The sequence below is a fragment of the Klebsiella planticola genome (genome assembly GCF_000783935.2).
GTDB lineage: Bacteria > Pseudomonadota > Gammaproteobacteria > Enterobacterales > Enterobacteriaceae > Klebsiella > Klebsiella planticola.
In genome coordinates this window covers 3,677,970-3,703,905 of record NZ_CP026047.1, presented here as the reverse complement: position 1 = coordinate 3,703,905, position 25,936 = coordinate 3,677,970, and the positions used below count along the sequence as shown (strand labels likewise).

Genomic DNA, 25,936 nt, shown 5'->3' with positions numbered 1-25,936 from the left:
TACCGCCGGAGGAACTACAGCTCCAGCTCGCGCTGCAATAACCCGGCGATGGCCTCGCTGCTGTCGGCGGTGACCAGCGCGTGACGAAACGCCTCATGCATAATGCGCCGCGCCAGGCGAGAGAAGATGCGCATATGCTGATCCCCGGCGGCATGTTTGTTCAGCGTCAGCATAATCACAAATTGCGCTTCGTCATCTCCCCACGCCACCGGCCGTGCCAGGCGAGCCACGCTGATGGTCGACTGCTCAATATGCTCCGACTTGCTGTGCGGGATAGCAAAGCTGAAGCCCAGCCCGGTGGAAAATACCGCTTCGCGCGCCCAGAGGTCGGCCTCCAGCTTACGCGGGTAGCGGCATCGCCCCGCCAGCAGCAGATTGTCGGTCATGCCTTTCAGCACCTCTTCTTTACTGCGCCAGTCGCTGTTTAAGGTAATGCACTGCGTGGTAATCAGCGGCGCGTCCTGCTGAGCCATGCGGAACTGGGCCAATAAGTGTTCCACCTCCAGCGAGGTGCGACACTGCATGGCCTGGTTCAACAGCTGGCGACAGGCCCGGCTATCCAGCCGGGCCAGACGCGCTTTCGTCGCCGGTATTGCCGGCGCGCTCATGCTCAGTTCATCCAGCCCAAGCCCCACCAGCAGCGGCAGCACCGAACCTTTCGCCCCCAGTTCTCCACACAGGCCAATCCATTTCCCCTGGCGATGTACCGCCTGCACGGCGTAGTCCAGCGCGCGCAAAAAAGCCGGGTTGAGGCTGTTGTAGTGGCGCGTGACCTTACTGTTATCACGATCCACCGCCAGCAGATACTGCGTCAGGTCATTGCTGCCGATACTGAAGAAATCGATCTCTTCACAGCACTGGTCGATGATAAACATCACCGATGGCACTTCCAGCATGATGCCAAACGGGATCTTCTCATCGAACGGAATATGTTCATCGCGCAGGGATTGCCTGGCTTCGGCCAGCTGATCTTTCACCCACAGAATCTCTTCCATCGAGGAGATCATCGGAATCATAATTTTCAACGAGCCGTGCGCCGAGGCGCGCAGAATCGCCCTGAGCTGCGTGCGGAACAGCGTCTGGTACTCTTCGTAAATTCGCACCGCGCGATAGCCAAGGAAGGGGTTGTTTTCCGCCGGGATATTGAGATAGGCCACCGGCTTATCGCCGCCGATATCCATGGTGCGAATGATAATGCTGCGGCCGTTCGCCGGTTCCAGCGCCTGGCAAAAAATATTATAAAGTTCATCTTCGGATGGCGCGCCGGGCCGGTCCATATACAGCATTTCGGTACGGAACAGGCCCACCGCCTGCGCGCCGTTGCCAAACGCCGCGGCGGCTTCAACGGAGTGGGCAATATTGGCCGCCACCTCCAGACGCAGGCCATCTTTTGTGACCCCGTCTTTATCAAACCACGCCTGCTGTTGACGACGTAACTGCGCCGCGGTCCAGGCCTCCTGTTGGTAGTAGCGCGCCACCGCTTCATCCGGATTAACCACCACCAGCCCGGCATTGCCGTCGATAAATAGCGGTTGCCCTACCCACGGCAGCAGCGCCGCCATCTCCACGCCGACCAGAGTCGGAATATTAAACGAACGCGCCAGAATCACGGTATGCGAAGTGGTCCCGCCGCCGCTCAGCAGCAGGCCTTGCAGCAGCGTTTTATCCAGCTCAAGAAACTGGCTGGGCGTTAACTCATCGGCAAGACAAATCGCCGGGACGGTCAGCTTACCCGGTGCCGGGAAGCGGGACTCACCGTAGATGTGCTGCAGAAGCTGGAAACAGACATCGCGTACGTCCAGCACCCGCTCCTGTAAATAGCGGTTGCCGGAGTCGTGGAACTGAGCGCAGAAGTGCTCGCCGCTGGCGACGATCGCCTGAGCACAGCTCAGGCCGGTCAGCAGCCCGCCCAGCAGATGCTGGCGTAGAGAAGCATCCGTCGCCAGCGAACGATGCGCCTCCAGAATGGCGCCGGCGGTTCCGTCGTTATCCAGCAGCCGCAGCTCGATATTTTTAACCAGCAGCAGCAATCCTTGATCCAGCAGCGCCTGCTCATGCTCAATACTCCCGGCAGCAGGCAGCGGGCCCGGGTTGCGCAGATCGAAAGATTTCAGCCGGGTGAGCGTGCCCCCGGCGCTCCCGGCACACACCGGCCGGCCGTGAAACAAAACAGGATTCAGTCGGGACAGCGATTGCGGAACCGGCTGTATCTCTATACTTTCCGCCGCCGGCAACGGCGTATCGCAGTGCGGAAATTCATCCTGAATAAATGCCGACAGCGCAGCAAGCGCCCGCTGCTCATCCTCACCGCTGATCGTTAACTGACACTCGTCGCCCCGTATCGTGTTGGTTGCAATAATGGCCAGTGCGCTTTTCGCATTGCCGCGCAGGTCGCTGCGCGTATTCCACCAGTCAACAGAAGACGAAAAGGTATTGCATAGCGTTTCCACCAGACTGGCGGGACGGGCGTGGACGCCATTTGGCAAATCACAACGGAATTTAATGACCTGGGCCATTGGCTTTCTCCTGAGCAAGACATCATTGCCTCAACGGTAAAGAAAGCGCGCGGCAGGGACTACGCGAGAAAAGAGTGAATTACTGGAAAATTGTACACAGAGATCTTTTTTCTGCTCCGCCTCACAATTCTCTCTTTTTGTCGCAACATGACCCTGTAGCACTTAAGATTTGAGGTGGATCGCAATTTCACGCGCACCTTACAAATATCCAGTAAATGCACTTTTTCTCTACTGTTTTCTCCCCCGCCATTTTCCTACTGTTGAAGCAACAATACTGTCACGAGCGCAAGCGCGCTCAGGAGCAAGCAATGAACGAACTGGTGCAAATACTAAAAAATACACGCCAGCATCTCATGACCGGCGTCTCACATATGATTCCCTTTGTGGTCTCCGGCGGGATCCTCCTCGCCGTTTCGGTCATGCTGTACGGCAAGGGCGCCGTGCCCGATGGCGCAACGGATCCCAACCTGAAAAAACTGTTTGATATTGGCGTCGCCGGACTGACCCTGATGGTGCCTTTTCTGGCGGCCTATATCGGCTACTCCATTTCTGACCGTGCGGCGCTGGCCCCGTGCGCCATTGGCGCGTGGGTCGGCAACAGTTTTGGCGCCGGCTTTTTCGGCGCCCTGATCGCCGGGATGATCGGCGGCCTGGTGGTTTACTACCTGAAGAAAATCCCTGTCCACAAAGTGCTGCGCTCCGTGATGCCCATTTTTGTTATCCCCATTATCGGCACCTTTATTACGGCCGGGATCATGATGTGGGGGCTGGGTGAACCTATTGGCGCGCTCACCGCCAGTCTGACAACCTGGCTACAGGGCATGCGCGAGGGCAGTATCGTGCTCCTCGCCATCATCATGGGGCTGATGCTGGCTTTCGACATGGGTGGCCCGGTCAATAAAGTGGCCTACGCCTTCATGCTGATCTGCGTCTCCCAGGGGGTTTATAGCGTGGTGGCTATCGCCGCCGTCGGGATCGCCATTCCGCCGCTGGGCATGGGGCTGGCGACGCTGATGGGGCGCAAATACTTCACGCCAGAGGAGCGCGAAACGGGCAAAGCCGCCCTGGTCATGGGCTGCGTTGGCGTGTCGGAAGGCGCAATCCCCTTCGCGGCCGCCGACCCGCTACGCGTCATCCCGTCCATCATGATTGGCGCCGCAAGCGGCTGCGCGACGACCGCTCTGCTCGGCGTTCAGTGCTACGCCGGCTGGGGTGGACTGATTGTCCTGCCGGTGGTTGAGGGTAAAGGCGGGTTCATTATCGGTCTGCTGGTCGGGGCATTTGTCAGCGCCGCCTGCGTCATCGTACTTAAAGCCCTCACGAAGAAGAAAGCGTCAGCAGCCAAAGCCGATGACGAACTGGATCTTGATTTCGAAATTAACTGAAACCGCAGAAGGAAGAGTTTATGACCAGGATTATCGCCGTTACCGCCTGCCCGTCCGGAGTCGCACACACCTACATGGCAGCGGAGTCGCTGGAGAGCGCCGCCAGAGCCAAAGGCTGGCAGGTCAAGGTGGAGACCCAGGGCTCCATCGGTATTGAGAATGAGCTGTCGGCAGACGATGTCGCCAGCGCCGATATCGTGATTCTGACCAAAGATATCGGCATCAAGAGTGAAGAGCGTTTTGCCGGTAAAACCATCGTTCGCGTCAATATCAGCGATGCCGTGAAGCGGGCTGACGCCATTATGAACAAAATCGACAGCCATCTTTCGCAGAAAGCCTGAATACCGTCACGCGCAGCGACGCTGCGCAAGACTCAGCGCCTCGCTCCACGAGCGTCATCGTGACCGGCAGTCCGTGCGTGAACCGCGTCGCGAATTGCCTCAATCCGCGCGTGGAGAGGGCGTTCACATGGAGTTTGTCATGACCAATCGTACCCAACGCTTAATAGCAAGCCTGTTCGCTCACCCCCGGGAAATCTCGCTCGAACGCGCCCTGCTCTATACCGAAAGCCACAAACGCACCGAGGGTGAGCCGACGATGATTCGTCGGGCGAAGGCCACCGCCTGGATCCTTGACCATGTACAGATTTCGATTCGTGATGATGAACTGATTGCCGGCAACCGGACAATCAAACCGCGCGCCGGCATCGTCTCCCCCGAGATGGACCCCTACTGGTTACTTAACGAGCTGGATCGCTTCCCGGTCCGTCCGCAGGATCGCTTCGCCATCAGCGACGAAGACAAACGCATCTACCGTGAAGCGCTGTTCCCGTACTGGGAAAAACGCTCGATGAAAGATGTCATTAACGCACAGATGACCGACGAGGTGAAAGCGGCGGTACGCACGCAGATTTTCAGCATCAACCAGACCGACAAGGGCCAGGGACACATCATTATTGATTATCCCCGTCTGCTGAATAGAGGACTGGCGGCGCTGACGGTGGAAATGAAAACCCTGGCCCGGCAGCATCCGGAGAACGATTTTTATCAGGCGGTGCTGATTTTACTGGCGGCCTCGCAGCGCCACATTTTGCGTTACGCCACCCTCGCCGCTGACATGGCCCGCCGCTGCAACGATCCGCAGCGACGCCAGGAGCTGGAGGCGATTGCCGCTCATTCGCGTCATAACGCCGAGCATCGCCCGGAGGATTTCTGGCAGGCCTGCCAGCTGTTCTGGTACATGAACATCATTCTGCAGTACGAGTCCAACGCCAGTTCGATTTCACTTGGCCGTTTTGACCAGTATATGCTGCCGTTTTATCAGGCGTCGTTAACCCGCGGCGAGGATCCCGCGTTCCTGAAAACGCTGCTGGAATCGCTGTGGGTCAAGTGCAACGATATCGTCCTGCTGCGCTCATCCAGCAGCGCCCGCTACTTTGCCGGCTTCCCGACGGGCTATACCGCCTTGCTCGGCGGCCTGAGCGAGACCGGGCGCAGCGCGGTAAACGTGCTCTCCTTTCTCGCGCTGGATGCCTATCAGAACGTCCGTCTACCGCAGCCCAATCTCGGGGTGCGGGTCAACGAACTGATCGACCGCCCGTTCCTGCACAAAACGGCGGAAACCATCCGCTTAGGCACCGGGATCCCGCAAATTTTCAACGACGAAGTGGTGGTTCCGGCCTTTCTCAACCGCGGCGTCTCGCTGGAGGATGCGCGAGATTATGCCGTCGTGGGCTGCGTCGAACTCTCCATCCCCGGCCGTACCTATGGGCTGCACGATATTGCGATGTTCAACCTGCTGAAGGTGATGGAAATCGTGATGCTGGAGAACGAAGGTAACCCCGATATCAGCTGGGACGGGCTGATTCAGCAGATCCGCGAGAAGACCCGCTACTACATCAAGCTGATGGTCGAAGGCAGCAACATTTGCGACCTCGGCCATCGGGATCAGGCGCCGGTTCCCCTGCTCTCCTCGTTTATTCAGGATTGTGCGTTGCACGGAAAGGACATCACCGAAGGCGGCGCGCGCTACAACTTCTCCGGCGTGCAGGGGATTGGTATCGCCAATCTCAGCGACTCCCTGCATGCGCTCAAGGGGATGGTCTTCGACCAGCAGCGCATGAGCTACGACGAGCTGATTCAGGTCCTCAAGGCCAATTTCCAGACGCCGGAAGGCGAGAAAATCCGCGCCCGCCTGGTTCACCGCTTTGAAAAATATGGCAACGATATCGATGAGGTGGACAATATCAGCGCCGACCTGTTGCGCTTTTACTGTAAAGAGGTTGAGCAGTACCGCAACCCGCGCGGCGGGCATTTCACCCCCGGTTCGTATACCGTCTCGGCACACGTCCCGCTCGGCTCAGTGGTCGGCGCAACCCCGGATGGCCGCCTGGCCGGCGAGCAGTTAGCCGATGGCGGTCTGTCGCCGATGGTCGGCCAGGATTCTCAGGGGCCAACGGCGGTCCTGAAATCGGTCAGCAAGCTGGATAACTACCTGCTCTCCAATGGCACGCTGCTGAACGTTAAGTTCACCCCGGCGACCCTGAGCGGAGAGAGCGGGCTCAACAAGCTGGCCGATTTCTTACAGGCTTTCACCAGCCTGAAGCTACAGCATATCCAGTTTAACGTGGTCAACGCACAGACGCTGCGGGAAGCGCAGCAGCACCCTCAGGATTTCGCCGGCCTGGTGGTACGCGTCGCCGGCTACAGCGCCTTCTTTGTGGAGTTATCGAAGGAGATCCAGGATGACATTATCCACCGCACCACGCATCAACTGTGACGTTATCGAGACGCGCGCCGACCGGGCGCGCATTTTCAATCTCCAGCGCTACTCGCTCAACGATGGCCAGGGGATCAGAACCGTCGTCTTTTTTAAAGGTTGCCCACACACCTGCCCGTGGTGTGCCAACCCGGAATCCCTCTCGCCCAAAATTGAAACCGTGCGCCGGGAAAGCCGCTGTCTCCACTGCGCGCACTGCCAGCGGGACGTCGAAGAGTGCCCTTCCGGTGCATGGGAGCAGATTGGCCGCGATGTCACTCAGGAAGCATTGCTCAAAGAGGTGCTGAAAGATGAGATCTTTTTTCGCGCCTCGGGCGGCGGCGTCACACTATCGGGCGGAGAGGTGTTAATGCAGGCCGGGTTTGCCACCCGCTTCTTACGCGCGTTGCGCCAGTGGGGGATCCACACGGCGATAGAAACGGCGGGCGACGCCGCCTTCAGCCGCGTCTACCCTCTTGCCCAGGCGTGCGACGAAGTGCTGTTTGATCTGAAAATCATGGATCCCGGGCAGGCCAGAGAGCAGCTCGCCATGGATCTCCCCCGGGTGCTGGAAAATTTCCGCCGGCTGGTGGAAAATGGCATTCACGTCATTCCCAGAGTGCCGCTCATTCCCGGCTTTACCCTGTGTGAAAAGAACTTCAGCCAGATTCTCTCCTTCCTGGCGCCGTTTGCCCTGTCTGACATTCACCTGCTGCCGTTTCACCAATATGGCGAGCCGAAATACTCGCTGTTGGGCAAGAGATGGGCGATGGCAAAGGTCGGTGCGCCATCGGCAGCAGAAATGAACCGATTCACTCTCATGGCTGAACAAGCTGGTTTTCGCGTAACTGTCGGTGGCTAATGCCCGGAGGATGCTATGGTTCTCAAGATCGTTGCGGTCACGGCCTGTGTGAGCGGCGTGGCCCATACCTATATGGCGGCGGAACGTTTACAAAAAGTCGGCCACCACGAAAAGTGGCAGATCAAAATCGAAACCCAGGGCGCGCTGGGGATTGAGAATAAAATTACCCCCGACGATATTGCCCAGGCCGATGTCGTCCTGCTGGTCACGGATATTGAAATCGACGACGCCAGGCGCTTTTGCGGTCAGCGTACGATTAAAACCAGCATCAAAACGTTTTTACTCCAGCCGCAGCACATCGCTGAAGCGGTAAAAAGCATCATGAAAAAGCCGATCGTTTATTTAGATATCCCCTGAGAACGGCCTGCTCATTCCACTGCCTCCCAGGGAAGACGAACCGCTAGCGTCTGCCGGGTTGTCGCCCGGGAGCCTCTCCCCGGTGGCGCTACGCTTACCGGGGCTACAGCCGGTGCACACCGTAGCCCCGGCAAGGGATTTACCCCACTGCCCGGGAGTCTCTCCCCTCTGGCGCTACGCTTACCGGGGCGACAGCCGGTGCCACACCGTAGCCGGGCAAGGGATTTACCCCGCCGCCAGGGAATCTCTCCCCGGTGGCGCTACGCTTACCGGGGCTACAGCCGGTGCGCACCGTAGCCCGGACAAGGGATTTACCCCGCTGCCCGGGAGCCTCTCCCCGCTGGCGCTACGCTTACCGGGGCGACAACCGGTGCACACCGTAGCCCGGACAAGGGATTTACCCCGCTGCCCGGGAGTCTCTCCCCGCTGGCGCTACGCTTACCGGGGCTACAGCCGGTGCACACCGTAGCCCGGACAAGGGATTTACCCCACTGCCCGGGAGCCTCTCCCCGGTGACGCTACGCTTACCGGGGCGACAGCCGGTGCACACCGTAGCCGGGCAAGGGATTTACCCCGCCGCCAGGAAGCAACCGTTTCGTAGGCCAGGTAAGGCGTAGCCGCCACCTGGCAAAAAACGGACACCACGGCGCACCGGGTTACTCCACATCCAGCAGCCATTTTTGCGCCGGCGTCAGGCGGCTGGCGGTTTCCGGCTTTAACCAGAGCCGCTGGTCCTGCTGCGCGCTGTCCTGGCGGTCAATGTATAAACCGTGCAGCACCCGTCTTCTGCTGCCGGTGATATTGCAGGTTCCGCCGTGCCAGGTATGCGCGTTATAAATCATCACGCTCCCCGCCGGGGCGGCAAACACCACCTCATCCGGGTGCGGCAGTTCAGGGTCGCTCAGGACCTCTTCGGGCAGTTCCGGACGCAGATGCGTACCGGGAATAATTCGCGGGGCGCCATTCTCGGCGCTCAAATCATCGATTGCCCAAATGGTATTGACCAGATGCACTTTGGGAAAATCGGGACGCGGTTTTTTCCAGTCGGCATGTAGAGGCTGGTGGCCGCCGTTAACCAGCGCCTCGCGCGCATTCAGGCTGGACACTTTAAAGTCGCCCTGAAAAATATAGCGGCAGGCCGACAGCACCAGCGGATGGGACCACACCTTCTCCCAAATCACCCCTTTATTCACCAGATTGGCAATACGCGTCGCGGTCGCCTCCTGATGGTGTTCCATGGCCAGGTTATCTCCCTCGCTCTCGACAAGCGCATCGATGAGCTCGCGCATCGCCGCTAGCCATGCCGGGTCGGCCAGATGATGCACCACGGTATAGCCAAGCGTATCCAGCTCCTGTTTCATTTTGGCGGATAAGGCGATGTTGGCGCCGAGGGCATCCAGATAGACAGCAGATTGATGTTCCATATTTCCTTTCCTTAACCTTTCGATAACACGAAATAAACTCTAATCGTCGGCCAGGGGAAAAACATGAGGCGATTCCTACGAAAAACTGGACATCCGTACGCGGGGAGACAAAGTGTGATGATCATCAAACTCTGAGCTTCGGGCGGCCGCAGGCCGGCTCCGGGCGCTCAATCGGGCGATCTAAAAGAGATCTGCGGGTATTAAATAGATTATATTCAACAGGATAACAGTTCGCTCTCGGGGTGAAGGGATGATTGAAGATCTGCCGGGTATTTTAAATCGTCTGGTCAATCAGAAGGACAGGCTGCTGGTCAGGTTCCCGGAACCGGATATTTCTGTCCCGGAACTGGCCTATCAGGTCGCGTTTCCGCGTCTGGAAATTGTGCTGGAGGGGGAGCTGCGGGAGAACGGTTTACCCTTGTCCGATATGGTGCTGTCGACATCACAGGTGCTTTATGTTCAGGCGGGAAAATGGACCTGTCCGCAGTGGACCGGTCAGGCATCGACCTTAAGTATTTTATTTGGCAGGCAAAAGCTGGGGTTTTGCATCCAGCACTGGGACGGTAAACGGCTGCGAACGGAGAAACAGAGCGTCGCTCGCCTGGGACCGCGCGTGGGCTCTTATCTGCTGCTGGCGCTGAACGAAATATGTCTGCAGCCAGACCCGGTCACCGCCCGGCTGGTGGTGTCGGCGCTGCTGAGCCACTGCCTTGAACAGCTGGTCGGCCTGGAGATGCGGGTCAGCCGTAGCCGCGACCTGTTTATGGCGGTACAGGATTATCTGGAAGAGCATCTCAGCCAGCCGTTAACCCGCGAATCGGTGGCGAAACGTTTTCATATCACCCCCAACTACCTGTCGCACATTTTTCAGAAGTCGGGTTCCGTCGGCTTTAACGAATACCTGACCCGCGTCCGGCTCGAGCAGGCCAAAAAGCTGCTGCGGGGTTACGATTTAAAAGTCAAAGAGATTGCCCATAACTGCGGTTTTGTCGACAGTAACTATTTTTGCCGGGTGTTTAAACGCTATACCGAACGCTCCCCTTCTGAATATCGCCGCCATTGTCGCAGCGCGCAGCAGGGATAGCGGCGGCCTCAGGATGTGGCCCACTCGACGCGTCCACGGCCGTTATGTTTCGCCTGGTAGAGCGCTTCATCCACCTTCTTAATAAACGCATCCTGCGCTTCACCTTTTTCACGCATGCCGACGCCAATGCTGACCGACAGCGGATAATCATGATTAATCAGAATGGAGCGGACATTCTCCAGAATGGACTGCGCCAGGTTGCGCACCTCTTCGGCCGGCATCCCGTCAACAATAATGGCAAACTCTTCGCCGCCAATCCGGGCCGGCAGAATTTTATCGCTGGTTAATTTTGCCAGCTGTTTACCCAACGCAAATAGCACCTCATCGCCCACCAGATGGCCGTAGGTATCATTGATGTTCTTGAAAAAATCAATATCCAGAATCATCAGCGCCAGCTGGTGGCCCTGTTTTTCCCGGATGGTATCAATGAAAAAACGCCGGTTAGGCAGTTGAGTAAGCTCGTCTTTTAACGATTGAGAACGCGCGTCGACGTACAGCACGTTAATACGCTCGATAATTTTGTAGATACCGATGGTCGTCAACAGCATGCCGGAAAGACGGAGCAGATCTTCGCAGTAATAGCCCATCCATTTCGGCTGGACAAATATTTCGTCCATTACATCAAAGGTACAGCCGGCTATCCAGAGCAACAGCCCGTAGCGCACCCAGTTTACCGCGACATAACTCATTCTGACTTTTGCCGAAATCCATAACATAAACACCAGGAACAATAAGGCTAACAGATCAATATACAGCCCGGCGTTGGCGAAGATAACGTCCCAGGGACCTAATGGTTTCGAAATCACAATACACAATGCGGAAACGGCGATAATTATCAGTAATGCGGAGAAAAGATTCATCCCGGAACGGGAGGACTGCGTCTGTATATTAATACTCTGTTCTGAATTCAGCATCGGCATGTCTCTCGTCAGCAGCATATCTTTTCACAAGTAGCATAACAGTCGGGGAATTTTCAGCGAATAAAAATGATGATTATCTGAGGGTTAAAGGCGTCATCGATGCTTAACAAGAAGAGCAGACTGACCCCGCGGAATGATTCCAACTGACTACCAATCCATGGCGACGAGGTCAGTGCCGCGGATGGTATAGAGTTCATCATCCGCATATTTAGCACTTTGTGCTACTTTCGGGTAAAAATAGCCCGTCACTTCGGTCAATCAGCCGCCGATCAGCGGCCCTCAGCGCGGCGCCGGCGCAGAAGAAGCCGCTAGTGCGACCGCGCGGGACGGCTTATGCGTTTTCGGCCAGCGCCCGCGTCGCGCGGCGAAACGCCGCAATAGCCAACGCCACATCCTGGCAGGTAACGGATTCCGCCGGGTGGTGGCTGACGCCGCCTTTGCAGCGCACAAACAGCATGCCTACCGGCCAACGTTCGGCGATGGCGATCGCATCGTGCCCGGCGCCGCTCGGCAGGGACAGCGAGCGCCCCTGAACCTCGGTGACGGCTTGCGTCAACACCGCCTGTAGCCGCCGATCGCAGGCGGTCGCGGCGATGTGGTAGAACGCTTCGGCGGCAAAGCGCAGATGGCGACGGGCGGCTATCGCCAGCGCGGCATCCAGCAGCATGGTGAGCAGCGCGTCGAGCGGACCATCCTGCGGGCCGCGAATATCCAGAGTCAGCGCCACCTCGCCGGGAATGACGTTAACCGCGCCCGGGGCGCAGCGCAGCGTCCCCACCGTAGCCACCAGGTTTCCCCCGTGCTGCCGGGTTGTCGTCTCAATGAGGACCATCCATTCGGCGGCGGCGGCCAGCGCATCCCGACGCTGGCTCATCGGTACCGTTCCGGCGTGGCCCGCTTCGCCGGTAAAACGGCAGTTCAGGCGGCGGGCGCCGTTGATGGCCTCCACCACGCCGAGCGCCAGCTCCGCTTGCTCAAGGCACGGCCCCTGCTCAATGTGCAGCTCGAGATAGCCGGCGATATCCGCCGTCGGACGCGCCGCCAGGCCGACTCGCGCAGGATCAAGTCCGGCCTGTGCCATCGCCTGCGCCACGCTGATCCCCTGAGCATCGGTCTGCGCCAGCCAGCTCTCCGGCCAGCTTCCCGTCAGGCCGCGACTGCCCAGCAACGTGATGCCAAAACGGGTCCCTTCTTCATCGCAGAAACCGACAATCTCTATCGCTTTCGCCAGGCGAAGCCCCTGCCGATGCAGGTTTTCCACCACGTCAATCGCCGTAAGCACTCCCAGCATGCCGTCATAGCGCCCGGCATTGCGTACCGTATCCAGATGAGATCCCAGCAGAATTGCCGGCGCCCCCTCCTGCTCGCCTTCATAACGCCCGCAGATGTTCCCGACGCTATCCTGCCAGACGGTCATTCCCGCCTGCGTCATCCAGCGCGCCACCTGCTGATTGGCCTGCAAATGCTGCGGCGAGAGATACACCCGGGTCAGCCCTTCTGCCGTTTCGCTGATCGCGGCCAGCTCATCGGCGCGGGCCATCACCCGCTCCGCGGCCGCCATCATCTCCGCCTGCTGGCGTGTTGATTGATTCATCGCGCACTCTCGCTGCAATAGTGATCCCACGCCGCCTGCATCGCCGCTCCCTGGGTGGTAGAGAATTTCAGGTAATTCAGTACCGACTCCAGAGCGCTGAGCGTGGTCAGCACGCAATCTTTCCGCGCGTTATAGCCCATGGTGCCGATGCGCCACACTTTGCCATGCAGCGGGCCAAAGGAGGTGCCGATCTCAATGCCGAAATCTTCCAGCATTAGCTTCCGTACCTGGTCACCGTTGATGCCCTGCGGAATCACCACTCCGAGCACATTGTTCATCTTATGTTTCAGGTCGCCAAAGGTCTCCAGCCCCATCGCCTGAATGCCTTTGAGCAGCGCATCGCCATGCAGCTTATGTCGGGCGATCCCCCGATCCAGCCCCTCCTGCAGGATCAGTCGCGCGCATTCGCGAGCGCCAAACAGCGCCGATGTGGCCTCGGTGTGGTGATTCAGGCGCTCCGGCCCCCAGTAGTCCATCACCATGCCGAGGTCGAAGTAGTTGGAGTAAACCATCTCATCCACGCCATCAAGATGGGCGTCGGTACGAATGCCCTCCTCCACGCATTTGCGGCGGCGAATCACCTCCTCCATGCGCGCGCTGAGGGTAATCGGCGAGGTACCGGACGGGCCGCCGAGGCATTTCTGCATCCCTGCGGATACCGCATCCAGCCCCCAGGCATCGGTCTCCAGGGCATTGCCGGCCAGCGAGGCGGTAGCGTCGGTGTAAAACAGCACCTCGTGACGGCGACAGATATCGCCCAGCTCCGCCAGCGGCTGGAGCATGGTGGTCGAGGTGTCGCCCTGCACCGTCAGCAGCAGGCGCGGACGCACGCGTTTGATGGCGTCTTCAACCCGATCGGGGGTGAAGACTTCGCCCCACGGTACCTCGATAGTGTGAACCTCGGCGCGACAGCGGCGGGCGATTTCGCACAGCAGATGGCCGAAGCGGCCAAATACCGGCACCAGCACCTTATCGCCAGGGCGAATAGCCGACACCAGAATCGCTTCGATTCCCGCGCGCGAGGTGCCGTCCACCAGCATCGTCCAGCGATTTTCGGTCCGGAACACCCCGCGGTACAGCGCCATAACCTCATTCATATAGTGGGTCATCGCCGGATCGTACTGACCAATCAGCTGGCTCGACATGGCGCGCAGCACGCGCGGGTCGGCGTTAATCGGCCCCGGCCCCATCAGCAGGCGCGGCGGCGGGTTGAGTTGCGAAAATTGAGCGATATCCATTTTAGAGTCCTTTGATTAATTCAGGCCGCGAACGGAGGAGATAAACTGCTTCAGTTCATTGGTCTGCGGGTTGGCAAACAGCGTTTTACTGTCACCCTGCTCCCAGACCCGTCCCTGATGCATAAACACCACCCGATCGCCCACTTCACGGGCAAAATTCATTTCATGGGTGACGAGAATCAGCGTCATTCCCTCGGCAGCCAGCTGCTCGAGAACCTTGAGCACTTCGCCCACCAGTTCCGGATCCAGCGCCGAGGTAATCTCGTCACACAGTAACACTTTTGGCGACATCGCCAGCGCGCGGGCAATCGCCACCCGCTGCTGCTGGCCGCCGGAGAGGCTCGAGGGATAATAGTCCAGCCGATCGCCAAGGCCGACCTTCTCCAGCATCCGCTGCGCCAGCTCACGACATTCGGCGGCGCTTTTTTTCAGCACCCGTCGCGGCGCCAGCATCACGTTCTCCAGCGCGGTCATGTGCGGAAACAGGTTAAAATTCTGGAACACCATCCCGACGGAACGGCTGATCTCGCGGGCCTGCGAATCGCGGTCGGTAATGGTCATGCCGCCCAGCTTAATGCTGCCGTCCTGATACCCTTCCAGCCCGTTGATGCAGCGCAGCAGCGTGCTTTTCCCCGAGCCGCTACGGCCAATAATCGAAATGACCTCGCCCATCTCGATGTCCAGATCGACACCTTTGAGCACGTGGTTGTCGCCGTAGTACTTCTGCATCTGATTAATGGTGATGAGAGGCATTGAATTTATTCTCCAGATAGCGGCTGTAGCGGGACAGCGGGTAGCACAGAATGAAGTAGCCCAGCGCCACCAGCGCAAAGACTTTAAACGGCTGATAGGTCACGTTGGTCAGCATCGTGCCAGCTTTGGTCAGTTCGACGAAGCCGATAATCGACGCCAGCGCGGTGCCTTTCACCACCTGCACCGCAAACCCTACGGTGGGCGCAATGGCGATACGCAGCGCCTGCGGCGCAATGACGCGAAACAAGGTCTGGGCGAAACTGAGGCCCAGACAGCGCGAAGCTTCCCACTGCCCTTTCGGCAACGCGCGAATGCTGCCGAACCAGATATCGAGTAAAAAGGCGCTGGTGTAGAAGGTCAGCGCCAGCGACGCGGCGGTCCACGGCGAGACGTCAATGCCGAACAGCGCCACGCCGAAGAAGGCCAGAAACAGCTGCATCAGCAGCGGCGTCCCCTGAAACAGCTCGATATAGCCGCGAATCAGGCGCTTAACCTGGCGTCCGCCGGTGAGGCGCAGCAGCAGCAGCGGCAACGTCACCAGCGCGCCGCCAATAAACGCCACCAGCGACAGCAGCACCGTCCAGCGGCCGGCCAGCAGCAGATTGCGAATAATATCCCAGTCAGTAAAGGTGACCATCATGCCTGCACCCCCAGCCATTTTCGCCCTGCCGCCATCAGCAGCTGACGCATGGTTATCGAAAGCACTAAGTAGATCCCCGTCGTCACCAGATAGACCTCAAAGCTCAGAAACGTCCGCGACTGGATCAGGTTGGCGGCAAAGGTCAGCTCTTCATAAGAGACCTGCGACACTACCGACGATCCCAGCATCACGATAATGCACTGACTGACCAGCGCCGGGTAAATCCGCTGCAGCGCCGGCGGCAACACCACCCGAATAAAAGTCTGCGTGCGGCTCAGCCCCAGCACACGCCCGGCCTCCCACTGGCCTTTTGGCGTCACCTGGATCCCGGCGCGAACGATCTCGGTGCTGTAGGCGCCAAGGTTGACCACCATCGCCAGCAGCGCGGCTTCGCCTGCCGTCATCTTCAGCCCGAGGTTAGGCAGACCGAAGACGATAAAGAACAGCTGAACCACAAACGGCGTATTGCGGATAAGCTCCACGTAGCCGCCCCACAAACGGCTGAACCAGGATGGCCGCCCGCTACGAATAGCGGCGCCGAAGATGCCGATAGCCAGGCCGCCGACCGTCGCCAGTACCGTCAGCTGAACCGTCACCCACAGTCCCGCCAGCAGCTCCGGCCAGTGCGGCCAGAGCGCAGAAAAATGAAGTTGTTCCGTCATTCACTGGCCTTATGCGGAAAAGTCGGCGGGCAACGGCGCTTTCAGCCACTGCTGAGACAAATTGTTCAGGGTACCGTCTTTAATTCCCTGCTCGATCAGCGCATCGACTTTCGTTTTCAGCGCCGGCTCATTCTTTTTCAGACCAATCACGCACGGCGAATCTTTCAGCATAAAGCTCGGCACCGGCGCTTTAGCCGGGTTTTGCCGGGAAATCGCCGCCACCACCAGGTTACCGGTCGCCACGTACTGCACCTGGCCTGACAGATAAGCCGACAGCGTGGTGTTGTTGTCTTCATAGCGTTTAATCTGCGCCTCTTTCGGCGCAATGCTGGTCAGCACCATATCTTCCACCGCGCCACGGGTAACGCCGACGGTTTTGCCGCCGAGCGCCGCCGCATCCTTCAGCTCTTCCCCTTTCGGGCCGAATACGCCAAGGAAGAACGGCGCATACGGGCGGCTGAAATCAATCACCTTCTCGCGCTCCGCATTTTTGCCGAGGCTGGAGATAACCAGATCCACTTTATCGGTTTGCAGATAAGGCACCCGGTTGGCGCTGGTCACCGGCACCAGCTGCAGCTTGAGCTTCATCTGAGTGGCAAGATAACGCGCCATATCGATGTCATAGCCCTGCGGCTGGAGATCGGTCCCCACCGAACCAAACGGCGGGAAATCCTGCGGAACCGCAATGCGAATCACGCCGCGCTTTTCGATATCCTGCAGCTGGTCGGCTTTCGCCGCTGTGATTTGCGTGAACAGACAAGCGGCCCCGGCCAGTGCGATCAGCAATTTTTTCATGATGTTTACCCGTTACGTTAGTATGAAACAAAAGATTCTTTAAATAAACTTCTGCAACTAATGTGCCAGATACAAAAAATAGGAGGGTCACAGCGCAAAGCGCGAGAAAAGAGAGAAGAAACAGGAGATAGCGGAAAACAGCGGGGAAACGGAGTTCATTCCCCCACTATTTTATTGCACCATAAAAGAGCAAAGCACCAGCCTGAGGCCCCATTATCGTTGCTCAAGCTCGTCCAGCTGCTGATAAAGGGTGGCGATATCGTGGATGCGCGGGCGGCCTTTATCGAGAATTTCGTGCAGGAACGCATTCGCCAGCAGGTTGATCAAGCTGTTTACCGAACTGTAGCTGTCATAGGCCGAGACGCTATCCAGGGGAGCACACAGCTGCCAGCGGGACAGCGGAAACAGGCTGTATGCCTGCGGTTCGCAGATCAGCAGTACCGGAATACCGCGCTGCTGGAGCTGTTGCAACAGCGGGCGAATAATGCGCGGACGGCGGCGAAAGGCCATGACCACCACCAGATCGTCCGCCGTCAGATCCACCAGTTCCTCGCTTAAGCTCTGTCCCGGCTGCGGCAGCACCTGCACCTGCCCGCGCGCCTGCAGCAGCTGCTGGCGCAGGTGCAGCGCCACCGGCCAGGAGTTGCGCATTCCGATGATCGCAATGCGCCGGGCGTTGACCATCCCGCTAATCGCCTCGGCAAACTGCTGCGCATCGAGCGCATTGACCCACTGCGTCAGATTCGCCATTTCCTGCTTATAGTGCCGCGCCAGCAGCGTGTTCCCCTGCACCGCATCGCGATGATCGGTCAGCGGCATTCCGCTCTGGCGCAAGGTGCGCAGCTCATCGCGCATATCCTTATATTTTTCGTAGCCCAGCCGCTTAAACAGACGGCTCACCGTGGCTTTTGACACCCCGCTCAGCTGCGCCAGCTCAGCGCTGTTATAGCTAATCAGGTCGTCGAAGTGATCGAAAATAAAATCCGCCACCCGCTGTTCCTGAGGCGACAATGAGGCATATTGCCCTTTCAAGCGTTCATCCAGTTGTTCCATACAGCCTCTGTAACTTTTGTTTCATCAAACTATACATGATGAGAGCGCTTTCATAATGCATGCCAGTTTAAGAAAAAGGGCCGCCCCTCCCGACGAATGAAACTTTACGCTCAAAGTGGAACAGCTTTTGCAGCGCTGACATCACCTTTGGATCATGAGGACAACCCATGCAGAGTAATGTATCCGCCCACGGAATGGCGGTCGCCCCGCACCATCTGGCCAGCCAAAGCGCGGTTGCCGTGCTGCGCGAAGGCGGCAGCGCGATAGAAGCCATGGTCGCCGCGGCGGCCACCATTGCGGTGGTTTACCCACATATGAACGGCCTGGGCGGCGATGGCTTCTGGCTTATCGTCCCGCCGGAGGGCGAACCGATAGCCATTGACGCCAGCGGCGCAGCGGGCTCGCTGGCCACGCCGGAAGCCTACGCCGGGTTGGCGCAAATTCCGCACCGCGGACCGCAAGCGGCGCTGACCGTCGCCGGGACCGTCAGCGGCTGGGATGAAGCGCTGAAGGTGTCGCAGACGTTAACCGGAAAAGCGCTGCCGCTGGCGCGCCTGCTGGAGGATGCGATTCGCTATGCCGCTGACGGCACGCCGGTGACGGCGTCCCAGTCCAGCGCCAGCGCCGGAAAACTCGCCGAACTCCATGACCTGCCAGGGTTCGCGGAGACCTTTCTGGTCAACGGACAACCGCCGGCCGCCGGCAGTCGTTTTCGTCAGCCCGCGCTGGCATCGACGCTTAAGCAGCTGGTCGACGATGGCCTCGACAGTTTTTATCGCGGCCCGCTGGCCTGCCGTCTGGCTGCGGGGATGGCGGCCTGCGGGCTGCCCATCACCCTTGCCGACCTACAGCAGCATCGCGCCCGTCGCCCTGCGCCGCTGAAGCTTCAGCACCAGCACGGCGAACTGTGGAATCTGGCGCCGCCAACGCAGGGACTGGTCTCGCTGGCGATCCTCGGGATTACCGACCGGCTGGCGATGCACGATGCCGATGACGCGCAGACCGTGCACCGTATCGTCGAGGCCACCAAGCAGGCTTTTGGCCTGCGCGATGCCCACATTACCGACCCCCGTCATCTCGACGTGGATATTCAAAGCCTGCTCGACCCGCAGGCGCTCCAGCAGTTGGCCGATAACATCGACGATCGGCAGGCCGCCCCCTGGGGGGCGGGAAAAGGCCCCGGCGACACCGTCTGGATGGGGGTGATGGACAGCAGCGGGCTGGCGGTCTCCTTTATTCAAAGTCTTTATCATGAGTTTGGCAGCGGCGTCGTACTGCCGGATAGCGGGATCGTCTGGCAAAACCGCGGCGCCTCGTTCAGTCTCGACCCCGCACATCTGCTGGCGCTGGCGCCAGGCAAACAGCCGTTTCATACCCTCAACCCCGCCGCCGCGCGCCTCAACGACGGCCGGGTCATGGTATACGGTTCGATGGGCGGGGATGGCCAACCGCAAACTCAGGCGGCCATTTTCACCCGCTACATCCTGCAGGGCATCCCGCTGCAGGAGAGTATTTCGCGCCCGCGCTGGCTGCTGGGCCGAACCTGGGGACAAACCTCAGATTCTCTGAAGCTGGAAGGCCGCTTCGCGCCGGAGAGCATCGCCCGTCTGCGGGCGCTGGGTCATGACGTGGAGGTGCTGGCCGATTATAGCGAAGCCATGGGGCACGCCGGCGCCATCGTCCGTCATCCCAACGGCCTGTTTGAAGGGGCGTCCGATCCGCGCAGCAACGGCGCCGCCGCCGGTTATTAGGAGACGAACATGACCCATAGCGTAAACGACTGGCGCGCTTATCTGGCGCAAATGGAACACCTGCTGGCACTGGAGCTGGACCACACCCGCCGCGCTGAGCTTCAGCTACAGTTCTCCCGCATTGCCGCCATGGCTGAGCCGCTGATGGCCTTTCCGCTCGATGAACGCCTGGAGATTGCCGGAGTGTACAAAGCATGACCCTGACTGAGATGACGATTGCTGATATTCAGCGCGCGCTGGCTGACGGTGAGCTGAGCGCCAGAGAGATTGCCCGCCGTACTCTCGACGATATGGCGCAGGTTAACCGGCGAATTAATGCCTGGACGCAGATCACCGAACGCCGGATGCTCGCCGAAGCCGACCAGATTGATGCGCTGCGTCGAACCCGCCAGCCGTTACCGGCGCTGGCGGGGGTTCCCTACGCGGTAAAAAATCTGTTCGACGTTGCCGGGGAGACCACACTCGCCGGCGCACAGCTGTTCAGCGACCGCCCGCCTGCCGTCAACGACGGTTGGGCGGTACGGCAGATCTGCGCGGCAGGCGGTCTGCTTAGCGGAATGGTCAATATGGATGCCTACGCCTATGGGTTCACCACCGAAAACAGCCACTATGGCGCCACCCATAATCCGCACGATCCGCAGCGCATCGCCGGCGGCTCTTCCGGCGGTTCGGCGGCGGCGGTTGCCGCCGGGCTGGTTCACTTCTCTCTGGGAAGCGATACCAACGGCTCAATCCGCGTCCCGGCCTCCCTGTGCGGTATTTTTGGCCTGAAGCCGACGTTTGGCCGCCTGTCGCGTGCGGGCAGCCATCCGTTCGTCGCCAGCCTCGATCACATTGGCCCGTTTGCCCGCTGCGTCGACGATCTGGCGGCGGTCTACGATGCCTTACAGGGGCACGACCCCGACGATGATGCCCAGGCGGACGAAGCCGTTGCCCCCACTCGCCAGCGGCTGGAACGCGCGGCGGAGGGTCTGCGCTGCGGAGTGCTTGGCGGCTATTTCAGCGACTGGTGCGATAGCGACGCCCGTGCCGCGGTGGCCCGCGTCGCGCAGGCCCTCGACGCCCGGGAAGAGCATCTGTTCCCCGAGGCCGAACTGGCGCGTTCGGCGGCGTTTATCATCAGCGCCTCCGAAGGGGGCAATCACTATCTGCCGGCGCTGCGGCGTGAGCCGGCACGCTTTGAACCGAACTCGCGCGAGCGTCTGCTGGCCGGGGCGATGATTCCTGCGGCCTGGTATCTTCAGGCGCAGCGTTTTCGCCGCCATGCCCGGCAGGCGATAAAATCGCTGTTTCACCACGTCGATGTACTCATCGCCCCGGCGACACCGTGCAGCGCCACCCTTATCGGCCAACAGACGATGACGATCAACGGCGAGATACTGCCCGTTCGCGCCAGTATGGGCATACTCACCCAGCCCATCTCGTTCCTCGGCCTGCCGGTGGTCACGGTCCCGCTGCGCACGGCATCCAACCGACCCATTGGCGTGCAGCTGATTGCCGCGCCGTTTAATGAACAGGCCTGTCTGCGCGCTGCGCGCGCTCTGGAACACGCGGGCATCACCGAGGCCCGCCCTGCGGAGAGAGCATGATGATCAATCAGGATAATATTAACCGGCCGCGCGTTCTGGCCGAGGTAACCGCCGCCTTTTACCGCTACGAAGAGGCGCTGGTCAGCAACAACATTGCGGTGCTGGATGAGCTCTTCTGGCACGATAAACGGACGGTGCGCCTGGGAGCCGGCGAGAACCTCTACGGTATCGATGAAATTCGCGCCTTTCGCGCCGCCCGTCCGGCAGCGGGATTGCAGCGCGAATTACGCCACACCGAGATCGTCACCTTCGGCGAGGATTACGCGGTGTGCAGCACCGAGTTTACCCGCGCCGGCAGCGAGCGGATCGGCCGCCAGCAGCAAACCTGGGTCCGTTTTCCGTTTGGCTGGCGGATTGTTGCCGCGCAGGTCAGCCTGATGAGCTAACCCGGCGCTGAGCCGGGCTACCCGGGAACGGCCACTATTCCCGGAACGGATGGACTTCGCGCCAGTGGGTGGCGATCTGCTGGCGCGTACAGACCCAGACCCTCTCGTGCTGCTGGACATAATCGAGGAAACGCTGCAGGGCGCGGAAGCGCCCCGGCCGGCCAAGCAGGCGACAGTGCATGCCGATAGACATCATCTTCGGCGCTTCTTCCCCCTCTTCATACAGCACATCAAAACTGTCTTTGAGGTAAGTATAAAACTGCTCGGCGGTGTTGAAGCCCTGCGCGGTGGCAAAACGCATGTCGTTGGCGTCGAGGGTATAGGGGACAATCAGATGCGGCTTGCGCGAACCGTCGCCGCACTGCACCTCGGTCCAGAAAGGTAAATCATCGCCATAGTAGTCGCTGTCGTAATCGAAACCGCCGTGTTCCACCACCAGCCGTCGCGTGTTGGGGCTATCCCGCCCGGTGTACCAGCCGGTTGGCGGCTTGCCGAACAGGTCGGTTAAGACGTGCACTGCCTTATGCAAATGCTCGCGCTCCATGTCGCTATCCATATGCTGATAGTGGATCCAACGCCAGCCGTGGCTAACCACGTCGTAGTCGGCGGCTTTGATCGCCGCGACGATATCGGGGTGACGCGCGAGGGCCATCGCCACCCCGAACACCGTCAGCGGCAACCCGCGTCGGCTGAACTCCTGATGGATGCGCCAGAACCCGGCGCGGCTGCCGTACTCATACAGCGAGTCCATCGACATGTGCCTGTCCGGGTAGCTGGCGGCGCCGATTATATCGGAGAGAAACTGCTCGGAACCGGCGTCGCCATGCAGAACATGGTTTTCCGCCCCCTCTTCATAATTGAGGACAAACTGCACGGCAATGCGCGCCTGGTTCGGCCACTGCGCGTGCGGCGGTTGACCGGCGTATCCTCGCAGGTCGCGAGGGTAATTCTGTGCTGCTGACGTCATCTCCCACCCCTTAAATTGAAAATGTATTGAATACCTGAAATTTACCGCTCAGGGTTTTGGCTTCCGGGAACGCTAAGTCCCCGCGTTTGCTGGTCGACAGACCCAGCGCCACCAGCGACTCCACCATCTTCACCGCCGCGCTGACGCCATCAATGACCGGCACCTGCAGTTCGCGGGTCAGCTCCTGGGCCAGGGTGGCCATTCCGCCGCAGCCCAGCACGATGGCGCCGCAGCCATCCTCTTTTAATGCCTGGATACAGCGCGCGCGCACCTTCTCCTGCGCCACGCCGCTGCCGTCTTCCAGCGCCAGCACCGGCAGATCAATGGCGTGCAGACCGGAACAACGGTCGTAGAAGCCATATTGGTGCAGCAGATGACGGGCGATAATCAGCGTACGCGGCAGCGTGGTAACAATGGAAAAGCGCGTGGCGACCAGCGTGGCCAGATGCATCGCCGCTTCGGCAATGCCGATCACCGGCCCCTGCGCCAGCTCGCGGGCCGCCAGCAATCCCGGATCGCCGAAACAGGCGATCACGTGGCCCGAAACGCCCTGCTGGCGGCCGGCCTGAATCTGCTCCAGCACGCCGACGGCGGCAATGGCCTCATCAAAATGGCCTTCGATGGACGGCACCCCTTCCCGTGCCGAGACCGCCATAATCTCGGTCCCCGGCGTCGCCGCCATGCGGGCGGCGGTGGCGATGGTGTCGGTCATCCCGGGGTTGGTGTTGGGATTAATCACTTGTATACAAATAGCGGCCATCAGGACTCCTTGTCGCCGGCAAACAGCCGGGCAAAATCAGGCAGGCATTCACCAGCCCGCTCAAAGCAGAGGCTGGCAACGATATGTTCAAAATGGTGCGTTAACGCCGCGCTCAGGGGCGGCAGCGCTTTTTGCCGCAGCAGCTGGACAAGCTGCTCGTGATCGTCGCAGCGGCAGCCCTGACGCCACGGCGCTCCCCATGCCGCAATCACTAATGAAGAGCGCTGACTCAGGCGGGTCACCATTTCGGTGAGGACCTGATTGCCGGAAATGGCCTGCAGCTGAATATGAAATTCGGCGGAAAAGCGAATCGCCGCCGGGCCATCGTAAGCTTCATGCGCCTGCTGCTCCTGGCGGATAATCGCCTCCAGCGCCGCCAGGTGCGGCGGCTGGCAGCGGGCGATCACCTCGGGCAGGTTCGCCACCTCCAGCAGCGCGCGGGTGCGGAAGATCTCCCGCGCCTCTTCCACCGTTGGGCTGGCCACCTGTGCACCACGTTTGGGCGTTAATGTCACCATTTGCACAGCATTGAGTCGTTGCAGCACCTTGCGGATCCCGGTCCGGCTCACGCCGAAGACCTCGGCCAGCGCCTCCTCCGGCAACTTGCTGCCCGGCGGCAGCTGATGCTCCACGATGGCGGTCAGCAGGGCCTGATAGATGGATTCATCCTTGTCATGCAGCGCTGGCGCGGCCTGCTGACGGTTTTCATTACGCATTCACCCACTCCGGATTTTACTTTTCGATAGCCAATCGTATACATAAAATAAATTTCTTGTATACAAGATTAACGATTCTGGCCTGAATCCTGCAACAGCCTCAACCAGTAACGTAAAAGGGTTTTCATTCAGAGGAGCAGGTTTCATGCCAAACAGACAACATACCCATCAGGTTAAGGCCGCTGACTCCACCGTCGGCTACAGCCCACGGCTGTGTAATGAGGATCTGGCGCCGACGCGCGACCAGAACTGGAGCTGGTACAACATCTTTTCTTTCTGGATGTCCGACGTCCATAGCATGGGAGGCTACGTGGTGGCGGCGAGCTTCTTCACGCTCGGGCTGGCCAGCTGGCAGGTGCTTCTCTGCCTGCTGGTAGGAATTTGTATCGTCCAGCTGTGCGCCAACCTGGTGGCGAAGCCGAGCCAGATGGCGGGCGTGCCCTATGCGGTCATCTGTCGTCAGGCGTTTGGCGTCTTTGGCGCCAATATCCCGGCGGTGATCCGCGGGCTTATCGCCTTCGCCTGGTACGGCATCCAGACCTATCTGGCGGCCAACGCGCTGATGCTGGTGCTGCTCAAGTTCTGGCCTTCGCTGGCGACATTAACCGAAGCCACTTTCCTGGGTCTGTCGCACCTCGGATGGCTCTGTTTCGCCACCATGTGGCTGCTGCAGGCGATGGTCTTCTGGCACGGAATGAGCGCCATTAAGCGCTTTATTGATATTGCCGGACCGGCGGTCTACGTGGTGATGCTGGCACTGGCGGGCTGGATCGTATACAAAACCGGCTTTGACGGTATTTCCTTTACCCTGGCCAGCAAATCGCTGACCGCCGGCGAGCAGACCTGGCAGATGATCACCGCCACCGCGCTGGTGGTCTCCTACTTCTCTGGCCCGCTGCTGAACTTCGGCGACTTCTCGCGCTACGGCAAAAGCATGGGCGAAATCCGGCGCGGCAATCGCTGGGGTCTGCCGTTTAACTTCCTGCTGTTTTCGATCGTTACCGTGGTGATTGTCTCCGGCACCCAGTCGCTGTTCGGCCGGATGATCACCGACCCGATTGAAACCGTCAGCCGCGTGGGGAACGATCTGGCGGTCGCCATTGGTCTGCTGACGATGATCACGGCCACCATCGGGATCAATATCGTCGCCAACTTTGTCTCACCGGCATTTGATTTCTCCAACTGCTCACCGCAGAAAATCAGCTTCCGTACCGGCGGCATGATCGCCGCGGTCGGCTCCATTCTGCTCACGCCGTGGAACCTGTTTAACTCACCGGAGCTGATCCACTATACGCTGGATGTTCTGGGTGCCTTTATCGGCCCGCTGTTTGGTATTCTGATTGTCGACTTCTACCTGATTAAGCGCGGCCAGGTGTCCGTTGACGACTTGTTTGATGCCACGCCGCAGGGCCAGTACTGGTATCGCAACGGCTTTAACCCGAAAGCCATCGCGGCGTTGATCCCGTCGGTGGCTTTCGGGCTGGTGATTAGCTTTATTCCGGCCCTGCATGAAGTGGCGAACTTTAGCTGGTTTATCGGCGTCTTCCTGAGCGGCGCGGCCTATCGTTGGATCGCCCGCGACGATCGCGCCCCCGCCGCATCGCGCTTTACCTCCCGCCCGCTTGCCCAGAAAGAGTAACGCCCCTCTTTGCCGCGGCACCGCGCCGCGGCATCTCCCTTCCGACAAACTGGCATTATTTTTGCTCAATACCCTTGCCCCTATCTGG

General features: G+C 59.7%; 24 protein-coding genes. 11 read left to right on the top strand and 13 right to left on the bottom strand.

Annotated elements, in window-relative coordinates:
• Positions 1-14: 14 nt before the first annotated feature.
• Entirely contained in the window at positions 15-2,516 is a 2,502-nt protein-coding gene (gene ptsP, locus MC50_RS17770) for a phosphoenolpyruvate--protein phosphotransferase (RefSeq protein WP_047664599.1), read from the bottom strand.
• A 308-nt stretch (positions 2,517-2,824) separates the two neighbouring features.
• On the opposite strand from ptsP, the gene MC50_RS17765 reads away from it, so the two are divergent.
• The 5 genes from MC50_RS17765 (at position 2,825) to MC50_RS17745 (ending at position 7,877) form a co-directional block, all read left to right on the top strand.
• The gene (locus tag MC50_RS17765) at positions 2,825-3,901 is read left to right on the top strand and encodes a PTS fructose transporter subunit EIIC (RefSeq protein WP_032695703.1); all 1,077 of its coding nucleotides are present in this window, start codon (positions 2,825-2,827) and stop codon (positions 3,899-3,901) included.
• 20 nt (positions 3,902-3,921) lie between these two features.
• On the top strand, positions 3,922-4,242 hold the full coding sequence (locus MC50_RS17760) for a PTS fructose-like transporter subunit IIB (RefSeq protein WP_032688436.1): 321 nt from the start codon (positions 3,922-3,924) through the stop codon (positions 4,240-4,242).
• A 139-nt stretch (positions 4,243-4,381) separates the two neighbouring features.
• Entirely contained in the window at positions 4,382-6,679 is a 2,298-nt protein-coding gene (locus tag MC50_RS17755) for a formate C-acetyltransferase (RefSeq protein WP_047664596.1), read from the top strand.
• Positions 6,645-7,520, top strand: a complete 876-nt coding sequence (locus tag MC50_RS17750; protein WP_047664593.1) for a [formate-C-acetyltransferase]-activating enzyme — start codon at positions 6,645-6,647, stop codon at positions 7,518-7,520. Before MC50_RS17755 ends, MC50_RS17750 begins: the two co-directional genes overlap by 35 nt.
• 15 nt (positions 7,521-7,535) lie before the next feature.
• Positions 7,536-7,877, top strand: coding sequence for a PTS fructose-like transporter subunit IIB (locus tag MC50_RS17745; protein WP_032688439.1), 342 nt, complete (start codon positions 7,536-7,538; stop codon positions 7,875-7,877).
• A gap of 656 nt (positions 7,878-8,533) precedes the next feature.
• On the opposite strand, the gene MC50_RS17740 is transcribed toward MC50_RS17745, so the two are convergent.
• On the bottom strand, positions 8,534-9,301 hold the full coding sequence (locus tag MC50_RS17740) for a phytanoyl-CoA dioxygenase family protein (protein WP_032688440.1): 768 nt from the start codon (positions 9,299-9,301) through the stop codon (positions 8,534-8,536).
• Between the two features lie 250 nt (positions 9,302-9,551).
• Between MC50_RS17740 and MC50_RS17735 the strand changes: the two genes are divergently transcribed.
• Positions 9,552-10,385, top strand: coding sequence for an AraC family transcriptional regulator (locus MC50_RS17735; RefSeq protein ID WP_047664590.1), 834 nt, complete (start codon positions 9,552-9,554; stop codon positions 10,383-10,385).
• Between the two features lie 8 nt (positions 10,386-10,393).
• Here MC50_RS17735 and MC50_RS17730 read toward each other — a convergent pair whose 3' ends face one another.
• The 8 genes from MC50_RS17730 to hpxU all read right to left on the bottom strand — a co-directional run bounded on the left by MC50_RS17730 (position 10,394) and on the right by hpxU (position 18,040).
• The gene (locus MC50_RS17730) at positions 10,394-11,299 is read right to left on the bottom strand and encodes a GGDEF domain-containing protein (RefSeq protein ID WP_032688616.1); all 906 of its coding nucleotides are present in this window, start codon (positions 11,297-11,299) and stop codon (positions 10,394-10,396) included.
• A 337-nt stretch (positions 11,300-11,636) separates the two neighbouring features.
• Complete coding sequence (gene hpxK / locus MC50_RS17725; RefSeq protein WP_047664587.1) at positions 11,637-12,899, bottom strand: allantoate amidohydrolase; 1,263 nt, start codon at positions 12,897-12,899, stop codon at positions 11,637-11,639.
• Positions 12,896-14,137 carry a pyridoxal-phosphate-dependent aminotransferase family protein gene (locus MC50_RS17720; protein WP_032695698.1) on the bottom strand — a complete coding sequence of 414 codons (1,242 nt, stop codon included), beginning with the start codon at positions 14,135-14,137 and terminating at the stop codon, positions 12,896-12,898. Before MC50_RS17720 ends, hpxK begins: the two co-directional genes overlap by 4 nt.
• A gap of 15 nt (positions 14,138-14,152) precedes the next feature.
• A complete protein-coding gene (locus MC50_RS17715) occupies positions 14,153-14,890 on the bottom strand; it encodes an amino acid ABC transporter ATP-binding protein (RefSeq protein ID WP_004860340.1) in 738 nt (245 codons plus the stop codon).
• Positions 14,871-15,527: an amino acid ABC transporter permease gene (locus MC50_RS17710; protein ID WP_032688617.1), complete on the bottom strand. Its 657-nt coding sequence runs from the start codon at positions 15,525-15,527 to the stop codon at positions 14,871-14,873. Before MC50_RS17710 ends, MC50_RS17715 begins: the two co-directional genes overlap by 20 nt.
• Positions 15,527-16,192: an amino acid ABC transporter permease gene (locus MC50_RS17705; RefSeq protein WP_032688444.1), complete on the bottom strand. Its 666-nt coding sequence runs from the start codon at positions 16,190-16,192 to the stop codon at positions 15,527-15,529. The genes MC50_RS17710 and MC50_RS17705 overlap by 1 nt, the downstream gene beginning before the upstream one ends.
• Positions 16,193-16,201: 9 nt before the next feature.
• Positions 16,202-16,987: a transporter substrate-binding domain-containing protein gene (locus MC50_RS17700; RefSeq protein WP_032688445.1), complete on the bottom strand. Its 786-nt coding sequence runs from the start codon at positions 16,985-16,987 to the stop codon at positions 16,202-16,204.
• A 213-nt stretch (positions 16,988-17,200) separates the two neighbouring features.
• On the bottom strand, positions 17,201-18,040 hold the full coding sequence (gene hpxU, locus MC50_RS17695; protein ID WP_032688446.1) for a MurR/RpiR family transcriptional regulator HpxU: 840 nt from the start codon (positions 18,038-18,040) through the stop codon (positions 17,201-17,203).
• 167 nt (positions 18,041-18,207) lie between these two features.
• Here hpxU and hpxW point away from each other — a divergent pair, with 167 nt between their 5' ends.
• Genes hpxW through hpxZ form a run of 4 tightly spaced genes read left to right on the top strand, consistent with a single transcriptional unit; the run spans position 18,208 to position 21,766 of the window.
• Positions 18,208-19,791: an oxamate amidohydrolase gene (gene hpxW, locus MC50_RS17690; protein WP_047664585.1), complete on the top strand. Its 1,584-nt coding sequence runs from the start codon at positions 18,208-18,210 to the stop codon at positions 19,789-19,791.
• Positions 19,792-19,800: 9 nt separating this feature from the next.
• Positions 19,801-19,989 carry an oxalurate catabolism protein HpxX gene (hpxX, locus tag MC50_RS17685; RefSeq protein WP_047664582.1) on the top strand — a complete coding sequence of 63 codons (189 nt, stop codon included), beginning with the start codon at positions 19,801-19,803 and terminating at the stop codon, positions 19,987-19,989.
• Positions 19,986-21,380, top strand: coding sequence for an AtzE family amidohydrolase (locus tag MC50_RS17680; RefSeq protein WP_032688449.1), 1,395 nt, complete (start codon positions 19,986-19,988; stop codon positions 21,378-21,380). Before hpxX ends, MC50_RS17680 begins: the two co-directional genes overlap by 4 nt.
• A complete protein-coding gene (gene hpxZ, locus MC50_RS17675; protein ID WP_032688618.1) occupies positions 21,380-21,766 on the top strand; it encodes an oxalurate catabolism protein HpxZ in 387 nt (128 codons plus the stop codon). The genes MC50_RS17680 and hpxZ overlap by 1 nt, the downstream gene beginning before the upstream one ends.
• A 34-nt stretch (positions 21,767-21,800) precedes the next feature.
• On the opposite strand, the gene puuE is transcribed toward hpxZ, so the two are convergent.
• Genes puuE through MC50_RS17660 form a run of 3 tightly spaced genes read right to left on the bottom strand, consistent with a single transcriptional unit; the run spans position 21,801 to position 24,209 of the window.
• On the bottom strand, positions 21,801-22,733 hold the full coding sequence (gene puuE / locus MC50_RS17670; RefSeq protein ID WP_032688451.1) for an allantoinase PuuE: 933 nt from the start codon (positions 22,731-22,733) through the stop codon (positions 21,801-21,803).
• Positions 22,734-22,743: 10 nt separating this feature from the next.
• Positions 22,744-23,493, bottom strand: coding sequence for an allantoin racemase (hpxA, locus tag MC50_RS17665; RefSeq protein ID WP_047664579.1), 750 nt, complete (start codon positions 23,491-23,493; stop codon positions 22,744-22,746).
• Positions 23,493-24,209: a GntR family transcriptional regulator gene (locus MC50_RS17660; protein ID WP_032688455.1), complete on the bottom strand. Its 717-nt coding sequence runs from the start codon at positions 24,207-24,209 to the stop codon at positions 23,493-23,495. The genes hpxA and MC50_RS17660 overlap by 1 nt, the downstream gene beginning before the upstream one ends.
• 145 nt (positions 24,210-24,354) lie before the next feature.
• On the opposite strand from MC50_RS17660, the gene MC50_RS17655 reads away from it, so the two are divergent.
• Positions 24,355-25,848 carry an NCS1 family nucleobase:cation symporter-1 gene (locus MC50_RS17655; RefSeq protein WP_032688456.1) on the top strand — a complete coding sequence of 498 codons (1,494 nt, stop codon included), beginning with the start codon at positions 24,355-24,357 and terminating at the stop codon, positions 25,846-25,848.
• Positions 25,849-25,936: the final 88 nt, after the last annotated feature.